The sequence below is a fragment of the Micromonospora sp. DT231 genome, from assembly GCF_049847025.1.
Taxonomy (GTDB): domain Bacteria; phylum Actinomycetota; class Actinomycetes; order Mycobacteriales; family Micromonosporaceae; genus Micromonospora.
The window spans coordinates 356,798-379,639 of the sequence record NZ_JBNCNO010000005.1 but is presented as its reverse complement, the minus strand read 5'-3'; the positions used below and the strand labels follow the sequence as shown (position 1 = coordinate 379,639).

Below are 22,842 nucleotides of genomic sequence, written 5' to 3'. Positions count from 1 at the left end.
TATCGCAGCGACACCGGGTTTCGGTTCGCCATCCTGGCACGACCTCCCGGGGCGCCGGGCCCGCGCCGGCCGGCAGACCGGCCGACGGTAGGCCCGGCGCCGTCGCCCGTCAGCGGCCCTGCAGGCGCTTCACGTTGTCGCCGAAGGTCCACCCCTTCGACCCGTCCCAGTTCGCCGACCAGGTCATCAAACCCTTGAGCCCGGGCACGGAGTTCCAGGCCTGCGTGACGAGCGACGTCGACAGGTGACCCCCGCCCGCCCCGATCTGCGCGGGCAGGCCCGGGACCTGCTTGTCGTACGGCACGCGGATGGTGGTGCCCTGGATGGTGAGTCCGTTGTTGAGGCAATGCGTCTGCACCGTGAAGCCCTGCACGGTGCCCGCCGGGTACGAGTCGCCCGCGCAGCCGTACATGCTGCCGTTGTAGTACTGCATGTTCAGCCACCAGAGCCGGCCGTTGTCCACGTACTTCTTGATGATCGGCAGGTACGAGCCCCAGATAGAGCCGTAGACCACGCTGCCGCCGGTGACGTAGGCCGTCTCCGGTGCCATGGTCAGACCGAAGTTCGACGGCATCCGGGCCAGCACGCCGTCGATGATCCGGATCAGGTTCGCCTGCGACGTCGACAGGGTGTTGATATTGCCGCTGCCGGTCAGGCCGGTCTCGATGTCGATGTCGATGCCGTCGAAGTGGTAGGCCGTCAGGATGGGCACGATCGTCGCGACGAACCGGTCGGCGACCGCGGTGGAACTCAGGTCGATGCCCGCGGCGGCTCCGCCGATCGACATCAGGATGGTGGCGCCGGCCGCCTTGGCCTGGCACATCTCGGCCGGAGTGGCCACCTTCACGCCGGCGTCCATGCCGTTCTCCCAGAGGACCGTGCCGTCCGCGCGGATCACCGGGAACGCCGCGTTGATGACGTTGTAGCCGTGCTGGTTGAGCCGGCTGTCGGTGATCGGGATCCAGCCGAGGCCGGGGTGTACGCCGTTGGAGGCGCCGTCCCAGTTCTCCCAGTAGCCCTGCAACACCTTGCCGGTGGGGCGCGACTTCACCGCGCAGGTCCCACCGGTCGGCGGCGGCGTGGTGGGTGGCGGCGTGGTGGGGGGCGCCGTGGTGGGGGGCGTGGTGGTCGGCGGTGGCGTGGTGGGCGGCGGAGTGCTTCCCGAGCACGCGCCCAGGTCACGCCACAGCGACGGGGTCGCGGCGGGGTTCCAGCCGGCTCCGGGGTGCGCGGTGTGGCCGACAAGTGCCTGGTAGAGCCGGCCGCCGTAGGTGACCTGGGCACCCGTCTGGTAGGTGGTGCCCTCGGCCCAGGCCGGGGAGGTGCAGGCGACCATCGGGACGGCGTTGGCCGAGGACACGGCTGCCACGCTGCTGGGGACGAAGGCGACCGCGGCCGTGACGGTCATCGCCGCCCCGGCCACCACTGCGAAAATCCGACGGCTCCTAATGGCTCACTCCCCAGGCTTCGACGACCCGCGACCTCCACATATTGACGTTTGTAACCTTTAATATCAAGGGTTGTTTACAGATCCGGGGAAGTGGGGGCCTGGCGGCGGGGTCGCCGTGCTCCTGCCGTACCGAGAACGACCCGTAGGATTTCGCCATGATGTGCTTCGCCGCCTGGCGTACCCGCCGCTGAGGGTCGGCTTGCCGCCGTTCCGGCCGCTAGCTGGCCATCTGATGCCCGTTTTGTTGGCTTTCAGAACCTCAGCTCGAGAGGCACACCCACATGCGCATCCGCTCGTTCCTTCCGCATGACCTTGCCCGGCTCACCGAACTGACAATCGAGACGTTCGGGCCGTTCTACGAGGATTCCTTCCGCCCTCTCGTGGGCGAGGCGGTTTTCGCCAACCAGCACGGCGCGTGGCGCGAGGACTACGTCAAGCAGGTCGGCGGGCTCCACGACCCCGCCGAGCACCGGTACGTCGCGGTCGCCGAGACCGACGGTGTCGTCGCCGGCTACGTGGCCTGGGCAGGAGAACCCGAGCGCCGAAACGCCAGCGTCACGATCCTCGCCGTGTCCACGCAGCACCGCCGGCTCGGCGCGGGCACCGTGCTGTGCGAGCACGCGTTCGCCGCGATGCGGGAACTCGGTGCCGAGGTCGTCACGATCGGCACGGGCGGGGACGGATTCCATGCGCCCGCCCGAGCCCTGTACGAAGCACTTGGTTGCACCCCGCTGCCGATCGCCGTCTACTACCGGGAACTCTGAGCTAAGGCCTGTTTCATAAGAACTGGCCGGCCTGCGGCGGGCCCGGACGACGACCGGCGGCGTTGCGGTTTCGTCCGGATACGACACCGGTATCCGGACGAAACCGCGCCTTGCCGGATCGCCGCCCGGACTCCGCCTCGGCTCGACCGCCCTTATGAAACAGGCCTCAATCCGGGCGGGCCCGGCGTGACGCCGAGCCCGCCCGGTTCGGTCCGGCCGCGATCCTTACGCGAGGGGCGCGAGCCGGAACTGCTGGTTGGTCTGTCCGTGGCAGTCGTACAGCTGGATCTGGGCTCCGTTGGCCGTGCTCCAGACGTCCAGGCACCGTCCGGACTGGACGTTGCTGATGGTGCCGTTGGAGTTGACGTTCCACTGTTGGTTGGTCTGGCCGTGGCAGCCGTAGATCTGGACCGCCGCGCCGTTGCCGGAGCCCGCCGCGTCCAGGCACATGTTGCCGTACACCTGTAGTTGTTTGCCTGCGGTGTAGGTCCATGCCTGGTTCGTCTGCTTGTTGCAGCCCCAGAGCTGGACCCGGGTGCCGTTGTTGTGTGAGGCGTTGGGTACGTCGACGCACCGGCCGGACTGCGTCCCGACGATCTCGTTGGCGGAGCTGGGCGGGACGGTGGGCGAAGCGGTGGGCGACGCCGTGGGCGACGCGGTCGGTGTCGGCGTATTGGTGGGGGTCGCCGTCGGGCTGGTCGGCGTCGAGGGCAGCAACGGGCAGGTGCTGCGGTAGGTGACCACGCCGCTGGAGTCCAGCAGCGGGCAGAGGAACTGGCTGTACCGGGCGTCGTTGTCGACGAACATCTTGACGAACGGCAGCATGGTTCGGACCATCACCGGGTTGGACCGTCCGACCATGAACCCGTGGTCCGCGCCGGCGACCTCCACGTAGACGCTCTCCGTCGTGGTCGGGAGGCTGTTGTACAGGCCGGTGGCGTAGGACGGGGTGACCACCGTGTCCGACTGCCCAGCGAAGATCATGGTGGGCACCCGGTCGTTGGCCAGGTTCGACGACGGCGAGTACGGCGCGATGCCGACCACTGCCTTCAGGGACGGGCGTCGGATGGCTGCGCTCAGCGCGCCACCGCCGCCCATGGAGTGGCCGGCGACCGCCAACCGGGTGGGGTCGACCCGGTCGCGTACCGGGCTCTGCTGGGTCAGGTAGTCGAGCGCGGCGAGCAACTGGGTGCCCCGGGCCGTGTCGAAGTCGTTACGGCTGTTGGTCTCGATGCCGATCACGACGAAGCCGTGGGAGGCCAGCCACGGGCCCATCCAGGCCAGTTCGGCGGAGAACAACGCGGTGTAACCCGGCGAGATCGCGATGGCCCCGAAGGTGCCCTGGCTGGTGTCGGTCGGGTAGTAGATCCGGCCGCCGTTGAAGCCGAAACCGGTCGGGACGCTCACCGACGTGTTGGCGAAGGGGCCGTTGACGGCGGTGACGCTGGTCCGGGTGGGGTCCGGGCCTCGCTGGTACGGGTTGTCGGCGGCCGATGCCGATCCGGTCGTCACCGTCAGGGTGAACATCCCGACCGCGGCGGCGATCCCGGCGGCGGCGAGCTTGAACAGCCGTCCGCGAAGCCGCTGGGACACTCGGTCGGCCGCGGGTGGGGGCTGGTGTGCGGGTCCTCGCACGGTGGGTACCTCCTGGTGATGGGGGGTGGGCGTCGTCCGGTGCCGAGCCTGCCCGCCCGGAGCAGAATTACCGCAGCCGTTCCGGAAATCTGCGCCACAGTGGTCGGTCCGCTCGGCGGGACGGATCCGGGGAGGTCTTGCTGATCCTCCGACGGATTGAGCTGAAACCTCGATCGCTGGCGTTAACGTTCACATTTATCGATGGCTCTCAGGCTGGCAGAAAGTTCCAGGATTCTCAACCGGTAGTTTCGGGCCTGTTACGGATCGGGAGGCCGGGGTGCGTATCGCGACCCCGAGGGGACACCGGCGAGAGGTACGCGGCCCTACCCGCACCGGACCGGGGTTACGCGTCACGCCTTTCGGGAAGGGGTGGTCCCGACGCGTACCTCCTCATTGGACGGAGGCCGACATGCTGGACAACCTCGCCGTGGTCGGCGGCCCGAAGTCGCCGGTCTCCCCACCGGTCATGATCGGCTTCTTCGTCCTCGTCGCGGTCGCCATCGTCGTCATCCTGTTTCTGCGCTCGCGCAACAGATAGCACCACGCGACCGTCCGGCCGGCTCGGGTTCCGGGCGGTGATAGGCGTGTCGCTCGACGAGTGCCAGTCTCTCGGCGGTCCTACCGGGTCGGCCGATTGTCGACCAGCGGCACCTCGCGGATGAAGGACGCGGACAGCAGCGCGACGGCGCCGGCCACCGCGGTGCCGATGGCCACGATGTGCAGGCCGTGGGTCACGGCAGCGGACCAGGCCGCCCGCACCGCCGGGGCCATCGAGTGGAGTTTCTCTGGGTCCAGTCGGGTGCTGCCCGAGGCGAGTAGGTCGGCCGAGCCGAGTCTGTCGGTCAGGGTGTTGGTCAGGGCGCCGAGGTAGAGCGCCCCGAAGAGTGCCGCGCCGATGCCGCTGCCCATGGTGCGGGTCAGCGAGCCCATGCCCATGGCGGCACCGATGTCGCGCGGCTCCACGCTCATTCGGGTGATCAGGATCGTGTTCTGGATGAGGCAGCCGAGCCCGATACCCAGCGGGATTCCGACCAGGGAGGCGAGCATCGGGTTGGTGTCCGGCCCGAGCAGGAGCACCAGCAGCATGCCGACCACGACCCCGGCGCCGCCGATGATCGGCAGGATCCGGTAGCGGCCGGTCCGACGGATGTAGGCGGAGCTGCGGTTCATGACCACCACCATGCCGACCATCATCGGGATCAGCAGGAAGCCGCTCTTGATCGGGTCGACGCCGCGGGCGCTCTGGAAGTACTGCGGTAGGAAGTTGACGGTCGCGACCATCGTCACGTTGAACGCGAAGCCGAGCACCTGGGCGAGCGAGAAGTTGCGGGTGCCGAACATCCGGAACGGCACCAGCGGCTCGGGTGCGCGACGCTCGACGTAGACGAACGCGGCCGTGGCGACGACCACCACCGCGGTCAGCCCAATGATCAGCGGGGAGCCCCACGCGTACGTCGTGCCGGCCCAGCCGGTGACCAGGGTGAGGCAGACCACCGCTGCGGTGAGCAGCACCGTGCCGAGGTAGTCGATGCGCACCCTGGCCGCCTTCGGCCGCATCGGGACGTTGACCCCGATGACCGTGCCGAGCAGGCAGAGCAGTCCGAACGGGACGTTGACGTAGAAGATCCAGTGCCAGCTGAGCGAACTGGTGATGACGCCGCCGACGAGCGGGCCGGCGATGAGCGCGATGCCCAGCAGCAGTCCCGTCCAGCTGGAGATCCGGGTGGACTCCCTGGGCGGCAGGAGCGCCTGCACCATCGCCATCGCGCCGACCAGCAGGCCGCCCGCGCCGACGCCCTGCAACGCCCGGAAGGCGATGAGCTCGCTCATGCTCTGGGCCAGGCCGCACAGCATGGAGCCGGCCAGGAAGACCGCCACCGACAGCAGGAACATGGTCTTGCGGTTGTAGAGGTCGCTGAGTTTGCCCCAGACCTGCGTGGAGGCGGCGATCGCCAGCGCGTAGGAGGTGATGATCCAGGTCATCGACGTGAGTCCGCCGAGGTCGCCGACGATGCTCGGCAGCGCGGTGGCGACGATGTAGCTGTCCATCATGCCGAGGAACATGCCGAACAGCGCGCCGGCGATTCCGAGCTTGAAGAAACGAGGGTATGCCGCCGCCTGCTCCGGCGGCGAGGCCGTGGCGGCGGTGGTCGTCTCGGGCAACGCGTCTCGGCCTGCTGTCCCATTCTGTTGCTGACTGTTCACTGTTGGCTGCTCCCGGGGCAGGCGGCATCGCGGGCGCACCGGGGCGCCCGTCCGCCGTCGAAAAGGGAAAAGTCGGCTTACGTAGGTGGTGGAGGAAGCCCTTCGGCGATGCCGTCGAACACCTCGCGGAGCACCCGCGACATCGCCACCGTCGGGTCGGTCTGCACGTAACGGTGCAGGACCGCGTTGACGGCGCCGATCGTGACGTTGGCGACCAGCCGTGGATACAGATCGAGCTTGGGGTCGGTGCCGGTGCGCTCGGCGATCGCCTCGACCAGGTCGTCGATGGTGTTGCGGGCCAGGGCGACCTGCATCTCCGGCGTCGCGTTGAGCTTGCGGATCTCGAGGATCTGCTCGTCGGTCGGCCGGCCGAACGGGACGCCGTCGTCGCGCAGCGGCTCGATCAGGGCCTCGGCGATCGCGGTCCACAGCGGTTCGGCAGCCGGGCGGGTGCGCAACAGCTCGGCGCTGCGGTGGATGCGGTGGTTGACCCGGTAGGCCAGCGCGTCGTACTTGCTGGCGAAGTAGTTGCTGAACGTCCGTAGGGACACCCCGGCTCGCGCCGCGACGTCCTCCCGGACGAAGTTGTCGAGGCCGCGTTCGAACATCAGCTCGAGAGCGGCATCACTGAGCGCCTTGCGGGTGTCGCGCTTCTTGCGCTCGCGCAGCCCGAACGATGCTTCCTCCGGCATGGGAGAAACAGTACCCACGTGATTGCCCTGAAGGCAAGTTTGCCTACAGGGCAGTTTCGATCCAGGTTGTCAGCGTTGCTCGCCCGGTGCTCCGGGCAGCCGCGTATGGGTGCGGGTCTCCCAGGCCCACTGGGCGATGCCGACCCGATTTCGCACCCCCAGCTTGCGGTGGACGCTGGCCAGGTGGGTCTTGACGGTTCCGGTGGTGATGAACAGCCTGGTGCCGATCTCGGGGTTGGTCAGGCCGTCGGCCACCAGGGAGACGATCTCCATCTCGCGGTCGGACAGCGCCGGCTCCGGTGTACGGCCGGGCGCGGCGGTGGCCCTGGAGAGTTCGCGGAGCAGCCGGACCGTCACGGTGGGGCTGATCAACGCGTCGCCGGCCACCGCGGCGCGGACCGCCTCGGTGAGAAGCGCCGGCCCGGAGTGTTTGACGAGGAATCCGCTGGCGCCGTGGCGGAGCGCGGTGTGCACGTAGGCGTCGAGGTCGTACGTGGTCACCACCACGACCCGGGCGGCGACGGGAGCGTCGGCCGCGCAGAGCCTGCGCGTGAGTTCGAGTCCGTCCATCCCGGGCATGCGGATGTCGGCGATGACGACGTCGGGACGCAGTCGCTCGGTCAGGGCCAGCGCCGTCGCCCCGTCGGCGGCCTCGCCGACGACCTCGATGTCCGGGGCGGCCCCCAGGATGGTGCGGAACCCGAAGCGAACGGAGTGCTGGTCATCGGCGAGGAGCACGCGGATTGTCATGCTGCCGCCCGCAGCACGTCGGCGGGCAGGTCGACGCGTAACTGCCAACCGGAGGGCGGGTGCGCCCCGTAGTCGAGCGTGCCACCGAGCATGTCCACCCGTTCGGCCAGGGCGTTCAGCCCGGTGCCGCTGTGCCGTCGCACCGGGTCGCGTGGACCGTGGACCGCGACGGGGCTCTGCTGGTCGGCGGGCGAGCTGTTCGTCACGGTCACGGTGACGCCTCCGAGGTTGCGGCCCAGCCGTACGTCGACGGCGGCGCCGGGGTGGGCGTGGCGGCGCACGTTCGTGAGCGCTTCGACAACCACGCGGTAGACGGTCGTGCTCGCCTCGGGCAGCAACGAGGATTCGAGCCCCGGATCGACAGCGACGGTGACGGGCCCGTCCCAGGCGGCCGCGTACCGCTGGATCAGATCCGGCAGCTCGCTGGCATCCGGCAGGGGCGTACGGACCGCGCCGGTGACGTCCTCCAGCTCGCGGAGCAGCCGAATGGTGCGGTCCATCGCGTTCAACGCGCGGGTGCCGTCGGCTTCGATGGCCTGGAGCACGTCGGCGACGTCGACGCCCTCGTCGAGCAGGATGCGCCCAGCCTGCGCCTGGATCACCATGGCGCTGACGTCGTGGGCGACGAAGTCGTGGAGGTCGGTGGCGAGTTGGACGCGTTGCGCCCGGCGGGCCAGCCGTACCGCGCGTACCCGGGCCTCGTCGAGGCGGCGCAGGTACCGGCCGGCGGCGATGCCGGCGAACCCGGCCGACGACCAGAAGACGCAGACCGCGACGCGGTCGCGCCAACCCAGCTCGGCGGCGCCGGTGATCGGGACGGCCAGCAGACTCTCCGCGAGAATCGCCACGGCGACGGTCAGTACGGAGATGCGTGACGTCGCCACCCGGCACACCAGGGCGAGGTAGGCGATCAGGACCGCCGTGGTCAGCAGGGGCCAGGGCCCCGCCGGCATCGGAGCGCCGCCGTGGTGCCACAGCGCCACCGTGCCGAGGGACAGCACGGACACCAGGCCGCTGCTCACGCCGACCAGGTGGCGGGCGCGCGGCCAGACCGCCGCGTGCCCGGCGAGCGTCGCAACGGCCACCGCCGCCGCGACGGCGAGCGCTGGGTGGCCACCCGGACCCCAGAAACCGGCCGGTACGACGACAGCGAGGCAGGCGCCGATCGCCAGGCTCGCTCGTGCCGTACGGCCGAGGGAGTGCCGCCCGGACCGGACTCCCGGTGCGCTCAGCGAGATCACGAGTTCACGGTAACCGCGCCGCGTCGCCGGCCGGTATCTGCCGATCGGCAGATGGCGACGGGTTCCCGAGCGCGGAGATCCTGGCGTCACGATGCCGGTCACGGGCGTGGCCGGCTCATCCACGGGGAGGCAGAGATGCACGCGGCACTGACGGATGACGCCCCGGCGTCACGGCACCATCGATATGTCGCCGGCTGGCCGGAGGCCGGCGTCCTGGTCGGGTCCCTTTTGCTGGTCGCTGTCGGGGTCCTGTGGTGGCTGCGCCCCAGCAGCTATCCGTTCGGCCCGCAGGACCGGTTCGCGGACCTGTCCCTCATGACCTACGTGCCGTCGGACACGGCTGTCGCGCTCGCCCTGACAGCCGGCGTCGTCGGGCTGGCGCTGGCCAGCCTGCTCCGCAGCGGCCGGGCCGGCGCGGCGGTCCGGGTCGGCGGCATCGTGGTCGCTGCCGTCGCGGCGACGCTGCTCGGCTTCCTGGTTCCCGACATTCAGGTACTCACCATCACCGCGTACCTGATGACGCTGGCAGTGCCTGCCGCGATCACCGCCGCACTGGCCACGCGCCTGTTCAGGTCGGCGAGGCCACGCAGCGGTCGCGCCGCGGGCGTCGGTGGCATCGCCGTCGGAGCGGCGGCCTTCGTCGCGCTGCTGCTGTGGTTGGGCTACATCGCCCGCGACGCCGAACCGATCGGATACCGGCCGTTCGTCGTGTTCGGATCCCTGGCCGTCGGCGCCTGTTGGGCCGCGGTGCTGGTCCGTCTCCTGCGACACCACCGCGGCCACTGCCAGTCCTGTGGTCGGCCCGGAGCGGCCTGGACGACACCAGCGTCCGCATCGTCTTGGGGTCGCGTCCTGACCTGGTCCGCTGCCCTGTGCCCACTGCCGTACGTGGTGACCAGACTGAGCTGGCTGACGCCCTGGCCCATCGGGGAGAGCGCCGACACCCTCGCCGCGCATCCGGGTCTGCGCATCTTCGGACTGGCCCTCGCGGTCGCCGGCGAGGCCGGTACCTGGCTGACCCTCGGACTGATCCGGCCCCGCGGCGAGGTCTTCCCACGCTCACTGCCATTCCTCGGGGGTCGGCCGGTACCCGTCCACGCGGCGGTCGTACCCGGACTGGTCGTGGCCCTCATGATGTGCATCGCCGGTCACTCGCTGGTGCAGCAGTCCTTCGGCGCTGGCACCGACCTCTCGGATCATCTCCTGGTCCTGCTGATGCCCTTCCCGCTCTGGGGGCTCCTGCTCGCCGCCGCCACCCTCGCCTACTGGTACCGGCGACGCCCCGCATGCCGTGTGTGCACACTCGTCACGACGAGCGGTTCCGCGACGAGGGAGGCGTGATGGGCGCATTCGTGACCACGTGGGCGGCCGGCGACTATCCGGCCATGGCACGGCGGCTGATGCCGGCCGCCGAAGCCGTGGTGGCGGCCGCCGCGCCGGGGCCGGACGACCGGGTGGTCGACGTGGCCACCGGTACGGGCAACGCGGCGATACTTGCCGCACGGCGCGGCGCCCGTACCGTCGGGGTGGACCTGGAGCCCACGCTTGTGGACATGGCCCGGCGTCGCGCCACGGATGACGGCCTGGCGGTCGACTGGCGGGTCGGCGACGCGGGCCGCCTACCGCTGCCCGACGACTCGGCCGACGTGGTCCTGTCGGTGTTCGGCGTGATCTACGCGAACGACCACGAAGCGGCGGCCCGAGAACTGGGCCGGGTGTGTGCCCCGTCGGGCCGAGTCCTGCTGGCCGCGTGGACACCTGGCAGTCTGTTGCCGGCCATGGGTCAGGTCCTCGGCGGATATCTTCCACCACCCCCGGCCGGAAGTGCCCCGCCGAGCCGGTGGGGCGACGCCACGCTCGTCGGACAGCTCCTGGCGGCCGCCGACCTGCGGATCACGTCGACTGTCGTCCACCGGTTGGGTTTGAGCTTCGCCGACGCCGACGCGGCGACCAGCCTGCTCATCGACACCGCCGGGCACGTCGTCGCCGAACGGGAACGGCTCGTCGCCCAGGGCCGGTGGGAGGCGTTGCGCGCCGACCTGCGCTCGTTCGTCCGCGACCGTGGGGTCGCCGACGGCGGTCGCTTCCGGTTGGAGGCGGAATACCTGCTCACGACGGCCGTACCGGCAGCAGCGGTGATTCCGTGACCCGGGCCGACGCCGCGCTGCACCACGCCACCCGCCGTTGAGGACGCCGGGTCAACCGGTGCGCGTTCTCTTCGACGCGACGCGCCGCCCGGGACGGAACCCGGGCGGCGCGTCGCCGGCAGAGGCCGGATGCGGTACTAGGCGCGCGTGCTCCACTGCTGGTTGGCGCTGCCTTGGCAGGCCCAGAGGTGCAGTTGCGTTCCGTTGGCCGTGCCGGAGTTGACGGCGTCGAGGCAGAGCCCCGACTGGGCCGAGGTGATGGTGCCGTTGGAGTTCAGGTTCCACTGCTGGTTGGACTGGCCGTTGCAGTCCCAGATGATGACAGCGGTGCCGTTGCTGCTGCCCGCCCCGCTGGCGTCCAGACATTTGTTGCCGTAGACGGTCAGGGCGCGGTTGGAGGTGTGGGTCCAGCGCTGGTTGGTGCGACCGTGACAGTCCCACAGCGCCGGGCGGGCCCCGTTCGTGGTGCTGGAACCGGGAACGTCGACGCAGCGGCCGGACTGGTTACCCACGATCTGCACGTTCTGCTGACCACCCGGCGGCGGGCTCGACGGCGGGGGAGTGGTGGTGGGCGGTGCGCTGGTGGGCGGCACGCCGGACCCGAACTGGCTGAAGAACCGCCACACCTCCTGCTTGACCCAACTCCGCGCGCCGCTCTCACAGCCGGCACACCCGTCGACAGGCCCCTGCTGGTGGCCACCGTCGAACGCGGCCCAGACCACCGGGTATCCGGGCTGGCACGAGTAGGCGGTGGTGATGTGGGTCAGGCTGCCCGCCCTCGGCTCCGGCGGGGTCTGCGCGGCACAGCCGTTGTTCCGGACGAACCTGTCGCGCAGCGACCGTCCGCTCCCGATGTTGTCGTTGATGCCGTGAATCCCCAGGTACGCCACCGGCTGGGTGCCGCCGCTGCACCCGCTGATCGCGCCGGGGGCCGCGATCGCCGCGACCGCGCGGAACACGTTCGGCCGGGAACACGCCAACGAGTAGCTCATCGCGCCGCCGTAGCTGAACCCGACCGAGAAACGTTGGGTGGTGTCCACGCAGAGCGCGTTGTCGATCATGCGGATCATGTCGTCGGTGAAGGTCACGTCCTCACCGTTGGCGTTGCCCCAGCCGCCGCCGATGCCCTGCGGGGCGACGAAGATCGTCGTGTTGTTCGCCTGGGAGAGCATGCCGTAGTAGGCCCACGGAGCTCCGTCGGAGCCGCCGCCCGCGACCTGACTCGAGGTGCCACCCAGCCAGTGGAACCCGAAGGCCAGCCGGTGGGCATAGGTGTTGTCGTAGTTGTCGGGCAGCCGAAGGATGAAGCTGCGGCTCTTTCCGCTGCTCTGGATGGTGTGGTTGCCGCTGCTCAATCCGGGTGCCTTGCCGCAGCCGGCGGTGGTGGCGGCGGACGCCGATGCGCCGGTCATGATGACGTACGCACCGACGGCGACGAGCATCATGGCGGCCATGGCCGCCCCTATCCAGGGGGTGGAGAGTTTTCGAAGTGGCACAGTCAAACCTCCTCAGGTTTGCGTTGCTGACGATGTGGCTCTTTACCCGCGTCGGTGACACGCGGCTGGGCGGACGTCCCGTTGTGGTTGTCGGGACAGCGGCCAGCAGGGGACGGCGTGGCGGGACGCGGCGATGCCGACGTCCGCATGGGCGGGGACGGGCGGCGCGGCGGCGCTCGCCTGTCGTCCGGGCACGACGACTGTGCGTCCTGCCGCGACCGTGGGGATGTTGCTGGCCGCCCGTACGCGGGTATGACGCGTGCACGCGGAGCTGACTGTCGACCGATCCGATGGCATCGTGATCCTTCCGCAGTCGAGATCCGTTTACCGCGCCGAAATAGATTAGCATCATCGTCTGACGTATGACGTCGTTGCCTGACGTGGTGCTGACCAGTGGTCAGATTCGGTGACTCGGGGTGCCCTGTGCGGTAACGATCCGCAGGTCAGAGCATCGGAGCGAGTCCGTTCTCCGGTCGCCCTTCCCCAGACTGAGCGATTGACCTCAGTCACTATGAGTCGTCGATCGCGCACCAAGGAGTGAGATCGGGTCCGCAGGGGTCGGGTAGACGGGGCTCGCATCTGGACGCTGGCACCGAACAGACCCCGGCGGCATGGTCGAGGGTGTGTCGAGCGCTCCTCGGGGTAGCGGTAGGGAAGCACACAGGCAACCCCGGAGGAGGACGAGATGACCGACCCCAGGTATGTACCGTTCGCACTTGCCGCCCCCGAACAGCTCATCGACGACGACGGCGCGGGTGCCGACTCTGGCGGAGAGATCGTCGGCGCGGACGACGCGAGGGCCGACGCCGCCCGGACCGGAGCCGACGTGGACCTGTCCCACGCCTCCCGCGACAGCGACGGCGTGCCGACCGGCGCCGCGGATGCCGAGGCCGCCCGCCAGCGCGCCGCCGGCGACGGGTGACCCGCGACGGCCCCGTCGTCCCGCACGACTCCAGAGCCGAGCACGGGACGGCCCGGGGGCAGGTGGCAGACTCATCGGCGTGAACGACGTGGCCGCATCGTCGGTGGATGGTGAGCTGGAGAGTGTCAGTCTGGTGGACCTCGCCGTCTCCCGGCTGACCCGGGAGATCCTCAGCGGCAAGAGCGACCCGGGCGAACGCCTGGTGGAGGAGCAGTTGACTCGGCGGCTGGGCATCAGCCGGGCTCCGTTGCGGGAGGCGCTGCGGTTGCTGGCCCAGCAGGGGTTGGTCGAGCACGTGCCGCGGCGGGGCGTCCGGGTGGCCACCCTGTCCGACCGCGACGTGCGGGAGCTGTACGAGCTGCGGGACGTCCTGGAGCAGGTCTCGGTTCGGGCCGGGATCCCGGTCGGCCGGGAGGGCGACCTGGCCGGGTTGCGGGCGACCCTGGACCGGATGCGGGAGGCGACCCGGGCCGGTGACCGGATGGCGGTCGCCGAGTCGCATCGGGAGTTCCACGTCGCGCTTGTGGCGCTCGCCGGTAACCGTCAGCTCTCCGCCGTGTACGGGTCGATCCTGGTGAAGTTGCAGCTCTACATGGCGATCAATCTGCGCCGGGAGGCGGAGCTGGCGCAGCCGCTGGACGGGGTACACCGGCACGAGCGGCTGTTCGAGGCGGTCGCCGGGGGAGATCCGGAGGAGGTGCTCTCCGTGCTCGCCGGGCACGGAGCGCGCTCGTACCTCGGTTAGGCGGGCAGAGCGGCCGGAGTGCCGTCATGTCGTCGTTACACAGCGCGCTGGTTCTCGTAACAGTTCGGTCGACAATCGACTGTATGCCAGAGCCAGCAGAGTCCATGTCGGAGCTTCGGTCGGCGTACCGCGACGGTGGCCTGACCCCGGCGGCCCAGGCCGAGCGCGTCCTGGATGGACTGGCCGGGCGTGCCGACGGTCCGGTCTGGATCAGCACCGTCCCGGCCGATCGCCTGCGCGCACGCGCCGAGTCGCTGACCCGCCACGGTGATCCCGCGCTGCCGCTGTACGGGATCCCGTTCGCGGTCAAGGACAACATCGACGTGGCCGGCATGATCACCACCGCCGGCTGCCCCGACTTCGGGTACCGGGCCGCCGAGGACGCGCCGGTGGTGCGCCGGCTGCTCGACGCCGGTGCGATGCTCGTCGGCAAGACCAACCTCGACCAGTTCGCCACCGGCCTGACCGGCGCGCGCTCGCCGTACGGCAGCGGCGAGAGCGTCTTCGGCGGCGGGCTGATCTCCGGTGGCTCCAGCTCCGGCTCGGCCGTCGCGGTCGCCGCCGGCCAGGTCAGCTTCGCCCTTGGTACGGACACCGCCGGCTCCGGTCGGGTGCCGGCGGCGCTCAACGGGATCGTCGGCCTCAAACCGACCCGGGGCCTGCTCAGCGCGGCCGGCGTGGTCCCGGCCTGCCGCTCGCTGGACTGCGTGTCGGTCTTCGCCGCCGACGTCGCCGGCGCCGTCGAGGTGTTGCACGCGGCCCGTGGCGTCACGGCGGCCGACCCGTGGGGGCGTCCGCTGCCGGAGGAGCGGGTGGTTGCCCGCATGCCGGGGACGCTACGCCTCGGGGTGCCCCGGGCAGAAGACCTCGAGTTCTTCGGCGACGCCGGGCAGGAGGCCCGGTTCGTCGCCGGGGTGCAACGGCTGCGCACCTTCGTCGGGACCCCACGGTCCGTGCCGCTCGGCGACTTCTTCGAGGCCGGCGACCTGCTCTACCGGGGACCCTGGGTGGCCGAACGGCTGGTCGCGCTGGACGGCTTCCTGCGGTCGCATCCCGAGTCGGTCCTCGCGGTCACCCGGGCCGTGCTGGAGACCGGGCGGCGCTACGACGCGATCGACGCGTTCCGGGGCCAGCACCGCCTGCGCGAGCTGCGCGCACAGGTCGACACGCTCTGGCAGGACATCGACGTGCTGGTCGTGCCCACCGTCGGCACCACGTTCACGCTCGACGAGATCGCCGAGGACCCGATCGGGCGCAACGCCATGCTCGGCCGCTACACCCAGTTCGCGAACCTGCTCGACCTGGCCGCGGTGACCGTACCCAACGGGTTCACCAGCACCGGCCGCCCGGCGAGCCTGACCCTCATCGGCCCGGCGTTCAGCGACACCACCCTGGCCCGGCTGGCCGCCACCCTCACCGACGGCAGCGCACCGACCCGCACGGTCGAGGTCAACCCACCACCGGCACAGCGCCCGGTGGAACTGCTGATCGCCGTGGTGGGTCGGCACCTGACGGGCGAGTCCCGCAACGGTGAACTGGTCGGACACGGTGGCGCCCTCGTCGACACCGCCCGCACCGCGCCGCTCTACCGGCTCTTCCGGATGGACACGCCCGACGGCGAGGGACTGCCCGGCCTGGTTCGGGTGGCGCCGGACGGACCGGCGGGCCATCCGATCGAGGTCGAGCTGTGGCGACTGCCCGGTGCCGCGGTCGGCGGGTTGCTGGCCGGGGTCCCGACCCCACTCTCGCTCGGCTGGATCCGGCTCGACGACGGGCGCGACGTGCTCGGTTTCCTCTGCGAGGCGTACGCCGTCGGCCCACCGGCCGAGGACATCAGCGCCACCGGTGGGTGGCGGGCCTACCGGCGCGCCGCCACCCGGCGCTGACGTGCCAGCACCAGCGATCACGACAGGAGGCGAGAGGATGGGCACCATCGGGCCGGTACCGGCCAACCCCTACCCGTGGCCGTACGACGGCGCGGCGGACACCGCGCGTACCGCACTGCTCTGTATCGACTGGCAGACCGACTTCTGCGGGCCGGGCGGCTACGTCGACGCGATGGGTTACGACATCGGCCTCACCCGGGCCGGTCTGCCGGCCACCGCCCGGCTGCTGGAGCACGCCCGATCGCTCGGAATGCTCGTCGTGCACACCCGGGAGGGGCACGACCCGCAACTGTCGGACCTGCCGGCGAACAAGCGGTGGCGGTCGGCGCGCATCGGCGCCGAGATCGGAGCGGCCGGTCCGGCCGGCCGGATCCTGGTCCGGGGCGAGCCGGGTTGGGAGATCGTGCCCGAGGTCGCCCCGGTGGCCGGTGAGGTGATCATCGACAAGCCGGGCAAGGGCGCGTTCTACGCCACGAACCTCGACCTGGTGCTGCGTACCCGGGGCATCACGCACCTGATCCTCACCGGCATCACCACCGACGTCTGCGTGCACACCACGATGCGCGAGGCGAACGACCGGGGCTACGAGTGCCTGATCCTCTCCGACTGCACCGGCGCCACCGACAAGGCCAACCACGACGCCGCACTGCACATGGTCACCATGCAGGGCGGCGTCTTCGGCTGCGTCACCACATCCGACGACGTCATCGCCGCCACGGCCCAGTGAGGTGTGCCCATGTTGACCATCCCCGCCGCACGGCCCGGCCCGTACACCTTCGACCTCTCGACCACGGCGCTGCTCGTCATCGACATGCAGCGCGACTTCCTGGAACCCGGCGGGTTCGGTGCGAGCCTGGGCAACGACGTCGGCCAACTGCGTCGTACCATCGCGCCGCTCGCGGCGCTGCTGGCCGACGCCCGCGCCGTCGGCCTGACAATCGTGCACACCCGCGAGGGGCACCTGCCCGACCTGTCCGACTGCCCGCCGGCCAAGCTCAGCCGCGGAGCGCCCAGCAGGCGGATCGGTGACCCCGGACCCAAGGGCCGGATCCTCATCCGCGGCGAGTACGGCCACGACATCATCGACGAGCTGGCCCCGCTGCCCGACGAGCCGGTCATCGACAAGCCCGGCAAGGGCGCCTTCTACGCCACCGAACTGGACGCCCTGCTCGTGAAGCGGGGCATCCGCAGTCTCCTGGTCACCGGGGTCACCACCGAGGTGTGCGTGCACACGACCGTCCGGGAGGCCAACGACCGCGGGTACGAGTGTCTCGTGCTCGCGGACTGCGTCGGGTCCTACTTCCCCGAGTTCCAGCGGGTCGGGCTCGACATGATCGCCGCCCAGGGCGGGATCTTCGGGTGGGTCGCCGAGTCGGCGCAGGTACGCGCCGCGCTGCCCACCACCGGAGTGTTGCAACCCTCTTCCTGACCGGGAGCAGCCATGGTCTCGACAAAGCCCACCGTCGCCCCGCTCCCGTACTGGGTACGCGGCGACACCAACGCCTTCTTCGGCTTCGGCGTCAACGTTCTGGTAAACGTGCTCACCCTGACCGGGCTCTGCCTCGCCGTGGTGAACCTTCCCGAGGGGGAGGTGTTCGGCACCATCCTGCCGGCGCTGGGCATCGCCCTGGTCGCCGGCAACATCTACTACACCCATCTGGCCCGCCGACTGGCCCGACGGGAGAACCGCACCGACGTGACGGCCCTGCCGTACGGGCCGAGCGTGCCGCACATGTTCATCGTCATCTTCGTCATCATGTTGCCGATCTACCTGCGTACCCAGGATCCCGTACGGGCCTGGGAGGCCGGGCTGGCGTGGGCCTTCATCATCGGCGTGATCGTGCTGATCGGCGCGTTCGTCGGGCCCTACATCCGCCGGTACGCGCCCCGGGCCGCGCTGCTCGGCACCCTCGCGGGGATCTCCATCACGTTCATCTCGATGAACCCGGCCGGGCAGATGTGGCGGATGGCCTGGGTCGCCCTCCCGGTCCTCGCGCTCTTGCTGATCGGTCTGCTCACCGACGTGAAGCTGCCGTTCAACTTCCCGATCGGGCTCGCCGCGCTGTTGCTCGGCACCGCGATCGGCTGGGCCGGCGGTGCGATGTCGGTGCCGGACGTGACGGCTGCGGCCCGGGACATCGCGATCGCCGTACCCTCGTTCAAGCTGGACCTGCTCTTCACCGGGCTGGCCGACATGGCGCCGCTGCTGGCGACGGCGATTCCGCTCGGTGTCTACAACTTCACCGAGGGCATGACGAACGTGGAGAGCGCCGCCACCGCGGGGGACAACTACAACCTGCGCAGTGTGCTGCTGGCCGACGGTGCGGGCGCGGTGATCGGGGCCGCGCTGGGCTCGCCCTTCCCGCCGGCCGTCTACGTCGGACACCCGGGGTGGAAGGCGGCCGGTGGACGCAGCGGCTACTCGATGGCGACCGGTGTGGTGATCGCGGTGCTCTGCTTCCTCGGCATGTTCGGGCTGCTCGGCGCGATCTTCCCGACGGCGGCCATCGTGCCGATCCTGCTCTACATCGGGTTGCTGATCGGGGCGCAGGCGTTCCAGGCGACCCCCCGGGCGCACGCCGCCGCCGTGGTCGCCGCGCTGATCCCCAACATCGCGGCCTGGGCGACCGGGCAGATCGACAACGCGTTGGCGGCGGCCGGCACCACCGCCGCCGCGGTCGGCGACGACGCCCTCAACGGCGCGGGGGTGATCTACGACGGGCTGCTGGTGCTCGGTCAGGGTGCGATCCTCGCCGGCCTGGTGCTCGGCGCGGTGGTGGTCTTCATCATCGACAAACGGTTCGTCCGGGCCGCGATCTTCGCCGGCACCGGAGCGGTGCTGTCGTTCATCGGGCTGATCCACGGCGAGCGGATCGAGTGGAACGCCAACGGTCAGGTGGCACTCGGCTACCTCCTCGTCGCGGCGATCTGCGCGGTCTTCGCGCTGGGTCGCCCCACACCCCGCGAGCCCGACCCGGAGGAGGCCGCACTGGACCGGGAGCACGGCCCGGCTGACGTCGGCAGCGATCGGACCGACGGCGAGCGGCGGACGTCGGCGCTGAGCGGCTGAGCCGGCGGGCCCGGTCGGAGGCCTCCCGGCCACCGACCGGGCCGGCCAGTTCCCGACCCACCGGATCGAAGGGACGTACCGCATGGAGATCGACCGGACGGACGTGGTCGCCGAGGTGACGGCGGCCTTCGCCGCCTACGAGCGGGCGCTGGCCGATGGTGACGCCGAGGAGATCTGCGGGTACTTCTGGGACTCCGACCAGACCGTGCGCTTCGGCATCGCCGACCATCAGTACGGGTTGGACGAGCAGCGCAAGTGGCGGGCCGCGCAGCCACCGCTGCCGGCCGGTCGGCGGCTGGTCGACCCGGTGGTCACCACGTTCGGCCCGGACCTGGCGGTCGTGACGACCCGATTCGGGTACGCCGACGCCGACGCCACCGGGCGGCAGACCCAGACCTGGGTCCGCCTGCCCGGCGGCTGGCGGATCGTCACCGCCCACGTCTCCGTCGCGCCCTAGTGGTGCAACGTCACTTGATCTGCCGGCTGGCCTACTCGGCTAGCTCATGAAAAAGATCATGGTCGCGAGGCTTGCCCCCATGGCCAGGTGCTCCCAACGGAGCAGGTCCGTGATCGGTCGATTGCGCAGCCGGACGAGTACGGCCGTCATCGAGCAGAGGTAAGCCGCCGTGGCGGCGCGTAGCAACACGAGCGCCGCGTCATGGCCGGTGACGGTGCCGTGGTCCATCCGGGGCCCGGCGGCCATGTGGTGGGCAGCCATCGACCCGCCATGTTGATGCATCAACACGGCGAGCGCCATGAGCACGGCCCCGGCCGTACGGTGCCACTCCACCTGCGGGCCGCGCTCGGTCGGACCGCTGGTGACGAGTGCCACCGCGAAGGTGAGCAGCAGCAGCGCGCCCGCGTACTGCACAACCGGTGCGGCGTCGAGGGTCACCGCGACCATGACAGCCACCATCGCACCCGCGAGCATCCGGGCCCTGCGGGACGCGCCCGCCCGCGGCACGACGCAGCAGCAGGCCGACACCGCGGCCGACCCGAGCATGATCATCTCGAGCGTCAGGACGTCACCGCCGGCGTCACGCCGGGGCGTGACCATTGGGCGGTGGGGCGGCCGTTGAGCCGCCACGGGTGACCACTGACCCGCGGCCAACCCTGGGGTGAGTTCTCCCAGTTCTCCTGCCGGCCGTACACGGTGAGGTCCAGGGCGTGGTAGCTGGTCATCAACGCCTCCACGCCCCGCCCGGTGGTCCAGTAGGTCTCGTAGACCTGGTCGCCGTCGCGCAGGTAGCAGGCGATGAACCCGAAGTCACGACCGTCGGCCAGAGCCGGGTCGGAGTCTTTCGCCGAATACCAGGGGAACGGGTAGCCCATGAACTCCGCGAACGGGGCACTTTCCTCGTAGGGGCCCTGGCAGAACACGGCGTAGGTGACGTCCCGGGCGTGCAGGTAGTCCAGCATCTGCAGGTGACAGGTCGAGAAGGTGCACCCCTCACACTGATGCTCGTGCGGCTTGCCGTCGTGCCACATGTGGAAGTAGGCGATCAGCATCCGGCGGCCCTCGAACACCTCCACCAACGGGGTGTCCCCGCCGGGGCCCCGCACCGTCACCGTCGGCATCACGGTCATCGGCAGCTGACGACGAGCGGCCGCGATGGCGTCTCCTTCGCGGGTATGGGCCTTCTCCCGGACCAGCAGTTCGTCGCGCTCGCGCAGCCAGGTCTCCCGATCGACGACCGGGGGCACGGCGGCGCTGGTGGGCTGGTTGCTCATGGCACTCTCCTTCGTGGAGTGGGGATCGGTCACAGATACAGACGACCGAGTCGGCGATCGTCATCGGTGACCGATGACGGATGGGGTCCGCGGTCGTCAGTACGGTGGTGAGGACCACTCAGCCCCGGGGAGATCACATGTCCGACTCGCCTGACGAGCAGGCGGTCTGGCTGCAGCGCGCCTTCGACGAGCACCGGCGCGAGCTACACGTGCACTGCTACCGCCTCGCAGGGAACGTCACCGACGCGGACGACCTGGTGCAGGAGGCGTTCCTGCGTGCCTGGCGGGCTCGCGACCGCTTCGAGGGTCGGGCGTCGGCGCGGACCTGGTTCTACCGGATCGCCACGAACGTCTTCCTCGACAGCCGCAAGGCGGCCGGTCGCCGGACGATTCCGTATGGTGACCCGCTGGAGTGGTCCACCGAGCTCGGTCCCTATCCAGACGCCCTGTTGGCCGACGATCCGCAGACCGGTCTCGCCGCCCGGGAGACCGTCGAGCTGGCCCTGATCGCAGCGCTCATGTACCTGCCGCCGCGGCAGCGGGCGGCCTTCGTGCTGCGCGACGTCTACGGCTGGACGCCGCAGGAGGTCGCCGGCACGCTCGACACCGCCGTAGCGGCCGTCAACAGCCTCCTCCAGCGGGCCCGCCACACCCTCCGGCGGCACGCTCCGTCGGACCCACAGGACTGGCGCCGCCCACAGCTCACCAGCGAGGACGAAGAGATCCTGCGCCGCTACGCCAACGCGAAGGACCCGGAGACGGTCCGGGCACTGCTCGCCGAGGACGTACGGATCACGATGCCGCCCGAGCCGCCGGTCGTCGGGATCGACGCGGTCGCGGAGTTCCTCGGCCGACCGCTCGACTGGCGTACCTTCCCCACCTCGGCCAACGGGCGCCCGGCACTGATCAACTATCTCCGCCGGCCCGGCAGCCCGCACTATGAGGCGCTTGTCGTCGACGTACTCCGGATCGAGAACGGGAAGATCGTAGAGAGCAACGCCTTCATCGGTGCCCGTCACGTCGCCGCCTTCAGCATGCCCGCCACGCTCGAGCCCTAGACGAGCAAGTCTCAAGCTCAGTGGCCGAGTCTGCGCTGGGGGTAGTGGCAGGGCGAGGACGAAGGCGTCGAGGAGTCAGCGGATCTCGGCGACGGTCAACGCGATGATCTCCGGGTGCCGCCGGGCTGCTGAGCCGGGTGCTCGGTGCGGCCGGTGGGGTGGGTGTCCCACCAGCGCGGCAGATCCACGTCCGGCGTTTCCGGGCTGGCGAAGTGGAACGGCACGCCGGCATGCCGTGCGATCGCCTGGCCGTGCTCGATCGCCTGTTGCGCCTCCGGCCACGGCGGCACCTGCCCGTTGAACAGGCGGATGTCGCTGCCCTCTCGGAGCGTCGCCAACCGCACCTCGTCGACGTGATCGTGGTCTCGGCCCGGTCGGCTGACGATCGCCACCAGGTCGACGCACCAGCCCCGGGAGTCGCCGTCCCAACAGGCTTCGACCGCGAGGATCGGTGCGGCGATGGCGTCGACCTTCGCGATGAGCTGCGTGGTCGTCGGCGGCGGTGGCTCGGGCGGCAGCAGGCCCTGTCGGTCCAGTTCGGCGCGTCGCCCGACCAGCAGATCCTGTGCCTCATACAGGCCGGGTCGCGGTTGCGGTCCGCCTTCCCCGCGCAGGAGGAGGATCGCCTGGATCAGTCGATCCGTGCACAGGGCCTCGTCTATCTGCGTCAGCAGCCGTGGCTCTACCGCGTCCCACCAGCCGTCGGGTGTCAGCACCCGGCCATTATCGTCGGGCGGCGTCCATCTTGGTGGACAGCGTCCCGCGCTGGGGCCGACGGCTCGGCGGGCCGCACCCCGGCTGCCGCGTGTGGTCCGAGCATCGATCGGCCGAGAGGGTGCTCCGCCCGTTTCCGTCCGCGCGACGCCTACGGCTTTTATTTTTTGTCCCTTCGTGTGCTTGCGGTCACCGCTTCCTGCTGTGCTCACTTCTTGACGGTCGGCAGTGGGTGGCCAATTATGCGAGACGTGCGGGCCATTTGTCGCCGTCGAGGCCCGTGCGGCGGCGCAGTTCGCAAGCCCTGATGGCTCCGGGATTGACATAGGCGGCGAT

Annotated in this window: 22 protein-coding genes; 12 read left to right on the top strand and 10 right to left on the bottom strand. The window is 70.4% G+C overall.

The genetic code is table 11. The features are described 5' to 3' along the window. Positions 1-109: 109 nt before the first annotated feature. On the bottom strand, positions 110-1,408 hold the full coding sequence (locus ACPXBU_RS16025; protein ID WP_425758626.1) for a carbohydrate-binding protein: 1,299 nt from the start codon (positions 1,406-1,408) through the stop codon (positions 110-112). A gap of 323 nt (positions 1,409-1,731) precedes the next feature. Here ACPXBU_RS16025 and ACPXBU_RS16020 point away from each other — a divergent pair, with 323 nt between their 5' ends. Beyond that, entirely contained in the window at positions 1,732-2,214 is a 483-nt protein-coding gene (locus ACPXBU_RS16020) for a GNAT family N-acetyltransferase (protein WP_425758625.1), read from the top strand. A gap of 225 nt (positions 2,215-2,439) precedes the next feature. Here ACPXBU_RS16020 and ACPXBU_RS16015 read toward each other — a convergent pair whose 3' ends face one another. After that, entirely contained in the window at positions 2,440-3,849 is a 1,410-nt protein-coding gene (locus ACPXBU_RS16015) for a ricin-type beta-trefoil lectin domain protein (RefSeq protein ID WP_425758624.1), read from the bottom strand. 409 nt (positions 3,850-4,258) lie between these two features. Here ACPXBU_RS16015 and ACPXBU_RS16010 point away from each other — a divergent pair, with 409 nt between their 5' ends. Further along, the gene (locus ACPXBU_RS16010; RefSeq protein WP_425758623.1) at positions 4,259-4,387 is read left to right on the top strand and encodes a hypothetical protein; all 129 of its coding nucleotides are present in this window, start codon (positions 4,259-4,261) and stop codon (positions 4,385-4,387) included. 80 nt (positions 4,388-4,467) lie between these two features. Here the strand turns inward: ACPXBU_RS16010 and ACPXBU_RS16005 are convergent, their stop codons facing one another. The 4 genes from ACPXBU_RS16005 to ACPXBU_RS15990 all read right to left on the bottom strand — a co-directional run bounded on the left by ACPXBU_RS16005 (position 4,468) and on the right by ACPXBU_RS15990 (position 8,737). Continuing rightward, on the bottom strand, positions 4,468-6,012 hold the full coding sequence (locus tag ACPXBU_RS16005; RefSeq protein WP_425758622.1) for an MFS transporter: 1,545 nt from the start codon (positions 6,010-6,012) through the stop codon (positions 4,468-4,470). A 119-nt stretch (positions 6,013-6,131) separates the two neighbouring features. Further along, positions 6,132-6,746 carry a TetR/AcrR family transcriptional regulator gene (locus tag ACPXBU_RS16000; protein WP_425758621.1) on the bottom strand — a complete coding sequence of 205 codons (615 nt, stop codon included), beginning with the start codon at positions 6,744-6,746 and terminating at the stop codon, positions 6,132-6,134. 69 nt (positions 6,747-6,815) lie between these two features. Beyond that, on the bottom strand, positions 6,816-7,496 hold the full coding sequence (locus tag ACPXBU_RS15995; protein ID WP_425758620.1) for a response regulator: 681 nt from the start codon (positions 7,494-7,496) through the stop codon (positions 6,816-6,818). Beyond that, positions 7,493-8,737 carry a sensor histidine kinase gene (locus ACPXBU_RS15990; RefSeq protein WP_425758619.1) on the bottom strand — a complete coding sequence of 415 codons (1,245 nt, stop codon included), beginning with the start codon at positions 8,735-8,737 and terminating at the stop codon, positions 7,493-7,495. The genes ACPXBU_RS15995 and ACPXBU_RS15990 overlap by 4 nt, the downstream gene beginning before the upstream one ends. A gap of 135 nt (positions 8,738-8,872) precedes the next feature. Between ACPXBU_RS15990 and ACPXBU_RS15985 the strand changes: the two genes are divergently transcribed. Both ACPXBU_RS15985 and ACPXBU_RS15980 read left to right on the top strand, forming a co-directional pair. Next, positions 8,873-10,078 (top strand): hypothetical protein, encoded by a 1,206-nt coding sequence (locus ACPXBU_RS15985; RefSeq protein ID WP_425758618.1) that lies wholly within the window; start codon positions 8,873-8,875, stop codon positions 10,076-10,078. Beyond that, complete coding sequence (locus ACPXBU_RS15980; protein WP_425758617.1) at positions 10,078-10,884, top strand: class I SAM-dependent methyltransferase; 807 nt, start codon at positions 10,078-10,080, stop codon at positions 10,882-10,884. Before ACPXBU_RS15985 ends, ACPXBU_RS15980 begins: the two co-directional genes overlap by 1 nt. 137 nt (positions 10,885-11,021) lie before the next feature. Here the strand turns inward: ACPXBU_RS15980 and ACPXBU_RS15975 are convergent, their stop codons facing one another. Next, positions 11,022-12,338: an RICIN domain-containing protein gene (locus ACPXBU_RS15975; RefSeq protein WP_393361762.1), complete on the bottom strand. Its 1,317-nt coding sequence runs from the start codon at positions 12,336-12,338 to the stop codon at positions 11,022-11,024. Positions 12,339-13,065: 727 nt separating this feature from the next. Here ACPXBU_RS15975 and ACPXBU_RS15970 point away from each other — a divergent pair. The 7 genes from ACPXBU_RS15970 to ACPXBU_RS15940 all read left to right on the top strand — a co-directional run bounded on the left by ACPXBU_RS15970 (position 13,066) and on the right by ACPXBU_RS15940 (position 19,460). Next, positions 13,066-13,302 (top strand): hypothetical protein, encoded by a 237-nt coding sequence (locus tag ACPXBU_RS15970; RefSeq protein WP_425758616.1) that lies wholly within the window; start codon positions 13,066-13,068, stop codon positions 13,300-13,302. A 79-nt stretch (positions 13,303-13,381) separates the two neighbouring features. Beyond that, positions 13,382-14,047: a GntR family transcriptional regulator gene (locus ACPXBU_RS15965; protein ID WP_425758615.1), complete on the top strand. Its 666-nt coding sequence runs from the start codon at positions 13,382-13,384 to the stop codon at positions 14,045-14,047. A gap of 83 nt (positions 14,048-14,130) precedes the next feature. Beyond that, positions 14,131-15,933: an allophanate hydrolase gene (gene atzF / locus ACPXBU_RS15960; protein ID WP_425758614.1), complete on the top strand. Its 1,803-nt coding sequence runs from the start codon at positions 14,131-14,133 to the stop codon at positions 15,931-15,933. A gap of 37 nt (positions 15,934-15,970) precedes the next feature. Further along, a complete protein-coding gene (locus tag ACPXBU_RS15955) occupies positions 15,971-16,660 on the top strand; it encodes a biuret amidohydrolase (RefSeq protein WP_393361749.1) in 690 nt (229 codons plus the stop codon). A 9-nt stretch (positions 16,661-16,669) separates the two neighbouring features. Beyond that, positions 16,670-17,362 carry a cysteine hydrolase family protein gene (locus ACPXBU_RS15950; RefSeq protein WP_393361746.1) on the top strand — a complete coding sequence of 231 codons (693 nt, stop codon included), beginning with the start codon at positions 16,670-16,672 and terminating at the stop codon, positions 17,360-17,362. A gap of 12 nt (positions 17,363-17,374) precedes the next feature. Next, positions 17,375-19,003, top strand: a complete 1,629-nt coding sequence (locus ACPXBU_RS15945; protein WP_425758613.1) for a regulator — start codon at positions 17,375-17,377, stop codon at positions 19,001-19,003. 82 nt (positions 19,004-19,085) lie between these two features. Continuing rightward, positions 19,086-19,460: an AtzH-like domain-containing protein gene (locus ACPXBU_RS15940; protein ID WP_425758612.1), complete on the top strand. Its 375-nt coding sequence runs from the start codon at positions 19,086-19,088 to the stop codon at positions 19,458-19,460. 39 nt (positions 19,461-19,499) lie between these two features. Here the strand turns inward: ACPXBU_RS15940 and ACPXBU_RS15935 are convergent, their stop codons facing one another. Both ACPXBU_RS15935 and ACPXBU_RS15930 read right to left on the bottom strand, forming a co-directional pair. Next, positions 19,500-19,907, bottom strand: coding sequence for a hypothetical protein (locus ACPXBU_RS15935; RefSeq protein ID WP_425758611.1), 408 nt, complete (start codon positions 19,905-19,907; stop codon positions 19,500-19,502). A 113-nt stretch (positions 19,908-20,020) separates the two neighbouring features. After that, on the bottom strand, positions 20,021-20,734 hold the full coding sequence (locus tag ACPXBU_RS15930) for a DUF899 family protein (protein ID WP_425758610.1): 714 nt from the start codon (positions 20,732-20,734) through the stop codon (positions 20,021-20,023). Between the two features lie 137 nt (positions 20,735-20,871). On the opposite strand from ACPXBU_RS15930, the gene ACPXBU_RS15925 reads away from it, so the two are divergent. Next, a complete protein-coding gene (locus tag ACPXBU_RS15925; RefSeq protein ID WP_425758609.1) occupies positions 20,872-21,792 on the top strand; it encodes an RNA polymerase subunit sigma-70 in 921 nt (306 codons plus the stop codon). Between the two features lie 95 nt (positions 21,793-21,887). Here the strand turns inward: ACPXBU_RS15925 and ACPXBU_RS15920 are convergent, their stop codons facing one another. Then, positions 21,888-22,508 (bottom strand): hypothetical protein, encoded by a 621-nt coding sequence (locus tag ACPXBU_RS15920; protein ID WP_425758608.1) that lies wholly within the window; start codon positions 22,506-22,508, stop codon positions 21,888-21,890. Positions 22,509-22,842 lie beyond the last annotated feature (334 nt).